The organism is Dialister sp. UBA1703 (genome assembly GCA_002320515.1).
Classification (GTDB): Bacteria; Bacillota; Negativicutes; order Veillonellales; family Dialisteraceae; genus Dialister.
The window spans coordinates 1-8,012 of record DCJJ01000017.1 but is presented as its reverse complement, the minus strand read 5'-3'; the positions used below and the strand labels follow the sequence as shown (position 1 = coordinate 8,012).

Sequence of the window (8,012 nt, the reverse complement as noted above, 5' to 3'; positions counted from 1 at the left end):
TTTAATCAGCGCTTCCCTAGAGGCCAACTTCGGCTGACTTGGAGACTCTATGCAGAGTCTCCACAGAGTGGAGAAATCTCCTTCCTCCAATGGTACATGAGGCATTGGGGCAGGAGATCTCTCGACTCAGAGCATCATCGGAGCGGTTCCTGTCTGTCTCCCATAGCGGCACGCAGCCCCGCTCGAGATGACGATGGCGGCTGACGCCGCAGATCATAAAAAAGGGGCCGCGGCTGGCGCCGCGGGTTGTGTAGAAAGGCTGCATCGCTTTGCTCAGGGGGGAGGGGAAAAGGGTTCTTAAGATTGACCGGCCCGCTGGGCCGGAGGTTCTTAAGTTTGACAGCCTTTCAGGCCGAGGGTTGTGGATTGCCCTATCGGGCAATGCTTATAAAGTCAGCGTTACGGGATTGGCTTTTGAGAGTGTAAAACCCTTTGTGTAAATTAGATTCCCTTAATAAACCTGGTATTTATGACCCTGCATGAGAGCCGTTACGGGGTCGACAGGGAGCCTCTGGCAATGTGGTTCCTTTGCCTTATGGCAGCAATGCCTAAAGGCAGCTGCAGGCCTGCAAGGCTACCACATTGCCCCTCCCTGTAAACCCTTCCACTCCCATGTTGGGGATGAGTGCCGGTTTATGATAGAATCTGTATTCAGAACATAACACGGAGGAATTTACCATGCCCAGAAGAAATTATGTACCCACTGTATTTGACAAGGCTGCAGATCTCATCGTCAAGCAGCTTATGGAAGAAGGAAAGCCCACTGTCCCCCAGAATGTCCTCGGGGAAATGTGCCGGGCTATTATGAACAAAATGATGGAAGCCGAAAGGGACCAGCATCTCGGCTACAGCCGGTACAATCGTGAGGGTGAGGACACCAACGACAGCCGCAACGGATACAGCAAGAAGACGGTGAAATCCCAGTACGGACCGCTTGAACTGAACGTCCCCAGGGACAGGGATGGGACCTTTGCCCCGCAGGTAGTTAAGAAAAACCAGTTGGATGTTTCCGGTTTGGATGAGAAGATCATCTCCCTATATGGCAGTGGGATGACGGAGAGGGACATCGCCAACCACATTCGCGAGCTGCACGGTATTGAAATGTCCGCCCAGACAATCTCCGAAATCACCGATGCCATCATCCCTGTGCTCAAGTAATGGCAGAACCGCCCGCTTCGCCGGATATACGCTTACATCTACATGGATGCCGCTTATTTCAATGTCCGTGAAAATGGCCGCGTCATCCAGAAAGCCAACTATTCCGCCATCGGAGTTAACCTCTTCGGACAGCGTGAGGTACTGGGAATGTGGATCGGTGATGCCGAAAGCGCCAGCTACTGGGCACGCATCCTGGACTCCATGAAGTCAAGAGGAGTGGAGGATGTGTTCCTCTTCGCAGTGGACGGGCTTAAAGGGCTCCCACAGGCCATCCAGGCCGTCTACCCGAACTCCCTCATCCAGCGGTGCATTGTACACCAGCTCCGGAACTGTTTCAAACTGGTGCCATTCAAGGACCGCCGGGCCGTGGCAAGGGATATGAAGCCTATTTATAACGCCCCTACCCGAGAGGCAGCAGAGCTGGCTTTAGATACATTTGAAGGGCAGTGGGGAAAGCGCTACCCGGGAGTCATCCGGCTCTGGAGAGATAACTGGGCGGAGCTGTCGACTTACTACGACCTGCCCCAGGAGCTCAGGAAGCTGATTTACACCACCAACGCCATTGAGGCCTACAACCGGGGCCTCCGGAAGTATACCAAGGCTAAGTGCATCTTCTCGACCGAAGCAGCCCTTGAGAAAGCGCTGTATCTGGCTATGAAGAACATTACGAAGAAGTGGACCGGGAAGGTGCAGAATTGGAACACGATACTCAATCAGTTGATGGTTTACTACCCGGACCGCATACTGCCGGGGGACCTGGAGTCCATTTGATTAGAAAGACTTTAATTTAGCAGAAAAAATTTACACAAAGGACTTGACAGACCTACCACCCGAAAGGCGGCCTGCTCCACTTTTGCATTCCATTCCTATTCTTACCCTCGTCCACCCCTTCGCCACTTCGTGGCCCTCTTCACCGGTCAGTCAAGCAAAAGGTAGGCCCTTTTATGGGCAGGCTAAGGGCCAACTTTGACTGACTCGGAGACCCTATGCAGGGTCTCCGCCTAAAGGGGACGCAAGGGTTTGTGCCAATAAAGCCATTCGTATCATTTTCTATTCTTCCCCTCCTGCCGAATTGGCCGCCTGCGGCGGCCCCCCCTATCCCGCTCCGCCGGACTTGCCCAAAGGGAAGCGTCTCACTTGGTTCTCAGGTCGCTTCCGCTCCCCTACAGCACGGCTATCACCGATTCACTGGATTCTCAGGTCACTCACGTTCCCCTACGAATCCAGTTCACTGGTGTGACCCAAGTTCGCTTGCCACCCCTATTCAGGGGACAGAATAGGTCCTCTCTATGCTTCTCCGATGCGCCATATGTGGCACATTGCCCAGCGTCCATAGTGCCACTGTGCACATCCTGCATAGGATGTGCACGTCGGGCAAAGTAAGGCGCCTAGCCTGCCCATTAAGGCGCTTTCCTTTTATCTGCCCGACCGAACTGCGGGGGTGGCAAAGGAACTGGATTCATAGGGGAGCCCCGCGACCCGCGAATCCAGTGACATGCTTCCCACCGGGCAAGGTGGTGGCGCCAGCCACCAAAGGGGGAATCGCCGAAATGCGGCAAGAAGAGTATGGCTCAACATCTCCCGCCTCAACCCCTTGTTTCCCCTTGAGGTGGCACGCTTCCCTATGGGGGAAGTGCCGCGCAGCGGCAAAAGGGTGTACGAGGCAGAACGCCGCAATGGCACAGGAAGCATATGACTCACTTCTTCTCCCCTCAAGCTTTCTTTGCTTCTCCTTAAGGTAGAAAATAAAACTCTCCCTATATTTTCCATTTCATGGCCGCAGAGCGGTAATAGGAATCACGTAAACTCCGTCCGGTCTCTGGTAAAAGGCAGAGGACAGTCCGCAGATGACCCCCAGTACTTTGGGCGGTTTCCCGTCCCTTTCAGCTGCTATGGCTTCTTTCTGCTTCAGAAGCCCCTCTGCTGCTTTATCAATCTGATTGGCGCCCAGTTTGATTTCAAAAGCGCCCCATTCGCCGTCGTTAAAGCCAAGAACCGCATCGATTTCTTTCTCATTATAATCTTGGTAATGATATAATTCTGCCCCAAAGCTTTCTCCATAAATACGTAAGTCCCGTTCGCACAGGGCCTCAAAAAGGAATCCCAGTGTCTCCAGATCGTGAAGAAGCATGGCAGGAGTCAGCTTGAGCAGCGCCGCAGCCAGCGACGGGTCAGCAAAGTGCCATTTTTCCGCCTGTTTGACACGAACGGAAGATCTCACATGCCAGCTGAAGGGCTTCTGGTTATCCAGGAGGAAAAGCCTCTGCAGTACGTCCAGATAAGATGATACCGTCTTGATGTCCATATCTGCATGATCTACCTCCTGTATATCGTTCTTCAAGCGTCGGGTACTGATGGTAGTCGATTCATTTCTGGCCAGAGAACGCAGGAGCAGCTCCATTTTATGAGAATCGCGGCGGACGCCATCCAGACGGGAAATATCATCCTCCAGAATGGCATCCAGATAAGCCTTAGGCAAAAGAGCCGCTTCTTCTATATCCCCCTTCTGATTAGCCGGCCAGCCGCCGCGGATGATGTAATCAATCAAATCAGTGAGCTTCACCTCACCGGTCATCTCCGCTTTCGCTTCTCCACTGCATAACGTTTGAAGAGACACCGCCCCTGAAGAATGGCCTGATTCATACAAAGACATGGGACGCATGCGAAGACGGGCAATACGACCGGCACCGCTGTGAAGGATTCCCTTATTCACCGGCGTTGCAGAACCGGTAAGAATAAACTGCCCCTTCTGATTCCTCTCATCCACTTTGTACCGGACAGCATCCCACAAAGCAGGAACCTCCTGTCACTCATCAATGAGCCGCGGGTTTCTCCCTCCAGCACCAGCGCCGGATCCAAACGGGCCAGCTCACGATTCTGGAAATTTCCTGCCGGATCAGCCAGAAAAACGCTGCTCCTGCTGTGATAACAGGAAGTCCATGTCTTCCCACACCACTTCGGCCCTTCTATGCAAACCGCCCCAAAGGCCGATAACTGCCGTTCCACCTGAACATCTATCACACGGGGATGATATTCTTTTCGATCCATAAAATCATCTCTTTATCCCTATTTTATCCCGTTCCCACATATTCGGCAATTTCATTCCCATATATTCGGCATTTTCATTCCCATATATTTTTGAAATCGATGTTCGTGGATATTCTATGACTAATTTTTGTGATTTCCAACAGTTTCTAGTCATAGGAGAGAAAAAGGTTCTTAAGTTGGACAGCCGCTCCGCGGCTGAGGGTGGTGGTGGGCGCCTTGGGACACGCCCTTTCAGGCGTGAAGGTTGACGGGGCCCTTGGCCCCGAGGGGTCTTAAGGTTCTTAGATTTGACGGCGCCTGCGGCGCCGAGGGTTGTGGATTGGCATTGGACACGCCCTGCGGGCGATGAGCGTATAATTTCGCTTCGCGAAATGGAAAACCGTACAACCGGGCTTGCGCCCGATGGAAATGCACCCTCCTTTTATTCATACTGGCGCCGGCAGGCGCCCACCTTCATTTACCATTTACCATTTACAATTTTCCCTATGTGTTCCCCACCTCCCAAGACTCCACAGAAAGCAGCACAAAAAAAGAAGCCCTCTTTCGAGAGCTTCTTCTTTGTTTATGAAACTATATTCTCTTTTCTTTTCAGAAATTAGAATTTGTAGTTCAGGGACAGAGTCCATGCATCATCCGGATCTTCGCTGTCGGTGAGGTCAGCGTCGAATGCGTATTCACCATGGAGCTGTACGTTCTTAGCGAGGGTTACGTCAGCGCCCAGGTTCCAGAATTTCAGTTCCTTGTCGCCCTTGAGGTTGCTGAGGATATCAGTGCCGAGGCCGGTGCCGCCGAAGTAGGTGCCTTTGCCGATATCGTTGTACATCAGGTTAACGTTGAAGGAGCCTGGCTTCTTCCAGTTAGCTACACCGTAGCCAATGCCTGCATTCCAAGCATCATCTTTGTTAAGGGTTGTGGTGGTGTTCTTTACATATTCACCAGCAACATAGAAGTCACCAACCGGAATGGTGAGGTCTACGCCATAGAGTTCATCATTGAGAACTTCGTTGTTCTGGAATTTAATGTAGTCTGCAGCCAGTTTTGCAAAGCCGAAGTTATAGCCGGCCTTTGCATAGAATGCATCCTTATCATTGATGGTCTGGTCATCGTTGGAATCAGTGCCGTAGTTTGTATCAAACTGGCCAAAACCTACTTTTGCATCGAACTTGCTATTTGCATATGCCAGTTCAGCGCCGTCAAAGTTATGGGAATCGCCAAAGCGCCAGCTGTATTCGTTGCCGAAGTTATTTACATAACGGCCGAGGGTTACAGCAACATTTTTACCAAACTGGTGTCTAGCATTGAGGATATCCATGTAAACACCGTTGTTCTTATCTCCAGCCTCTGTATCCTTGTCATAAGTGGAATTATTGGAGTCAGCATCCTTGAAGTCCATGTTGTAGGTCAGGCGGCCATTGATGGTGGTGGAGTCATTAACCTGGCCTTTAACGTTGATTCTCATACGGCCATCCCAAGTATCGGATGCAGTGCTGTTGTCTTTATAACGCATACGAGCATCGCCGGACCAGTAAATGTTGCCAACTTTCTTTTCCAGGTTGGAAACGCGAACGCCCAGGTTAGCCAGTTCGTCAGCGTATTCGCCAGCCAGTTTGTCCAGGGTTGCACGCTGTTCAGCGTTCAGCTGATCTTCTTTAGCCATGAGGCGGGCAATGATCTGAGCCAGTTCATAACGGGTAATGTTTCTTTCGCCTTTGAAGGTGCCGTCCGGGTAGCCTTCTACCACGCCCTGGTCGGAGAGGTCGGATACTGCCTGGTATGCCCAGTCATCGGTGGAAACATCGGAGAATGGATTTGCTGCGTAAGCGGATACGCCAGCGGTGAGTGCTGCTACAGCAGCGATTGCGAGAATCTTTTTCATAGTTCTTCGCTCCTTTTGAAAAAAATAAAAGAAAATGAACCCTCTATTTTTTCTACCGGGAGTTCCGCTGAAAGCCTTTGCGCGAGTGACCGTGTTTCCTCTGCCTGCTTCTTCACGTACTATCCCTGACTACTGTCCCGAGGGTGGGACTTTGGTCTAGGTACAGGGTATCATAAATGGTGACTAAAATCAAGTTTTCTGACTTCCGGTCTATTATCAAGTGCCCCTGTGCCCCACCTTTTTGCGGTTATTGTGAGCCCCTTTCCAGCAGCTTCCAGCCACATCGCTTCCCCTTGAAATCGCCGACAGGAAGGGGATTTTCCCCCTTTCCCTTCCTGCCCTCTGCCGGCAGAAGAGCGACTGCTATTCAATTTTATCTTTTAGTGCATATAGATATTTTTTATTATGGACGCGGCTTGGGACACACCTTCGGTGTGAGGGTTGACGGGACTTCGTCCCGAAGGTTGTGGCCGCCTGACGGCGGCAGGTTGTGTACAAGGGTTGTGTCCCCACAGGGGGAAACGACTCACTACATTTTGTGCGTCGCTCCGCTCCTTCAAAATGTGTTCGCTGTGCATCGCTTCGCTCAGGGGGCGACGGGTTTTATAATTCCGCCCCCATCCCCGTCATTTCGACCGAAGCGAAGCGGAGTGGAGAAATCTCACTCCACCATGGTACAGGAAGCATTGGGGCGGGAGATCTCTCGACTCAGAGTATCATGGGAACGTTTTCCATCTGTCTTCTATAGCAGCATGTACCTCCGCTCGAGATGACGAAAGTGCCGTGGCACCCTACCGTCATGTTAAAGAAAGAAGCGCGGCTGGCGCCGCGGTTATGCAGAACCCTTTTGTTCAGGGGGGCGGGGAGAAAGGGCCTTATGTTCAAAAAGCCATAAAAAAAGAACTCCCGAAGGAGTTCTTTTTTTTATTCCCATTAGAATGCGTAGTTCAGTTCGATGCCCCAGGTGTCGTCAGGATCTTCGGTGCTGCCGGAAGCTTTGGCTGCGAAGTTGTAGTAAGCGTCCAGTTCTACGTTCTTCTGGAGTGCTACGCCTGCGCGGGCTACCCAGAAGTGTACATCGGACCAGTTATCCCAGCCGTAGTCCAGCTGGTCGGTGAGGTCCAGAGCGGAGTTGCCCAGGAGCATTGCACCGGCATCAGCCTTTACGTAGTGAACGCCCAGCTGCCAGGTGCCTGGCTTATCGGTATCCACAGCGCCGTAGGTGAGGCCTGCGGTCCAGAGAGCCGGATCATCGGCTTTGTTGCCGTCATAGGTGCCGCTGAGCTGAGTCTTGATGTAGTCTCCATCCAGGGTGAAATTGCTGTGACCAAGGCCGATGGTGGTGCCTACACCCCAAACATCAGCGTGTTTGTCTCCGGTGTATGCCCAGCCATCAAATTTCTTCGGTGCGCCCAGATAGAAGGCAGACACATCAGCGCCTTCAGCTACATGGCCGGTGAGTTTGGCAAACCAGGATTCTGTGCCGTTCTTGGAAGCATAGGGAACATGTTCACTGTCTTCATGGTTTTCGTAAGCGGACTTCAGGTAGCCATAGCCTGCATCAATGCCGATCTTGCCGTTATCCCAGCCAGCGGTGATGCCATCGTATTCACCGTCTTCATCCCAGAAGGTGCCGGTCTGGTCAAGAGCTACGCCCTGACGGCCAATGCGTACATAGGTCTGGTCGGTTGGTGTCCATTCGGAGTAAATGCGATCCATCCCTACATGACCATCTTCTGCAGTGCCATCTTCATCGGCACTCTTCTTGAAGTCCATGTTGTAAACGAAACGACCATTAACGGTTACGTTGTCATTGACCTGGGCTTTGGTGTTGATACGCATACGGCCATTCCAGGTATCTGTATGGTCTTTAGCGCCGTCCAGTTTGTGCTGGTACTGCATGCGGGCATCGCCGGACCAGTAAATGTTG

General features: G+C 52.0%; 3 protein-coding genes and 2 pseudogenes. 1 reads left to right on the top strand and 4 read right to left on the bottom strand.

Annotation, left to right across the window (positions count from 1 at the left end; genetic code table 11):
- Positions 1 to 678: 678 nt before the first annotated feature.
- Positions 679 to 1,929, top strand: a pseudogene (locus B2Y11_RS00885) (IS256 family transposase).
- A gap of 1,000 nt (positions 1,930 to 2,929) precedes the next feature.
- On the opposite strand, the gene B2Y11_RS00880 reads toward B2Y11_RS00885, so the two are convergent.
- The 4 genes and pseudogenes from B2Y11_RS00880 to B2Y11_RS00865 all read right to left on the bottom strand — a co-directional run.
- Positions 2,930 to 3,733, bottom strand: a complete 804-nt coding sequence (locus B2Y11_RS00880) for an ATP-binding protein (RefSeq protein WP_291054908.1) — start codon at positions 3,731 to 3,733, stop codon at positions 2,930 to 2,932.
- A gap of 75 nt (positions 3,734 to 3,808) precedes the next feature.
- Positions 3,809 to 3,952, bottom strand: a pseudogene (locus tag B2Y11_RS00875) (AAA family ATPase); the annotation flags it as partial.
- An 849-nt stretch (positions 3,953 to 4,801) separates the two neighbouring features.
- The gene (locus B2Y11_RS00870; protein WP_291054906.1) at positions 4,802 to 6,082 is read right to left on the bottom strand and encodes an S-layer homology domain-containing protein; all 1,281 of its coding nucleotides are present in this window, start codon (positions 6,080 to 6,082) and stop codon (positions 4,802 to 4,804) included.
- Positions 6,083 to 7,015: 933 nt separating this feature from the next.
- The coding region (locus tag B2Y11_RS00865; protein ID WP_291054903.1) for a hypothetical protein at positions 7,016 to 8,012 on the bottom strand (997 nt) is incomplete at its 5' end.

Bases quoted from the DNA above. Each gene is read 5' to 3' on its own strand.
- B2Y11_RS00880 (WP_291054908.1), bottom strand. From the start codon at position 3,733: ATGACCGGTGAGGTGAAGCTCACTGATTTGATTGATTACATCATCCGC.
- B2Y11_RS00870 (WP_291054906.1), bottom strand. From the start codon at position 6,082: ATGAAAAAGATTCTCGCAATCGCTGCTGTAGCAGCACTCACCGCTGGC.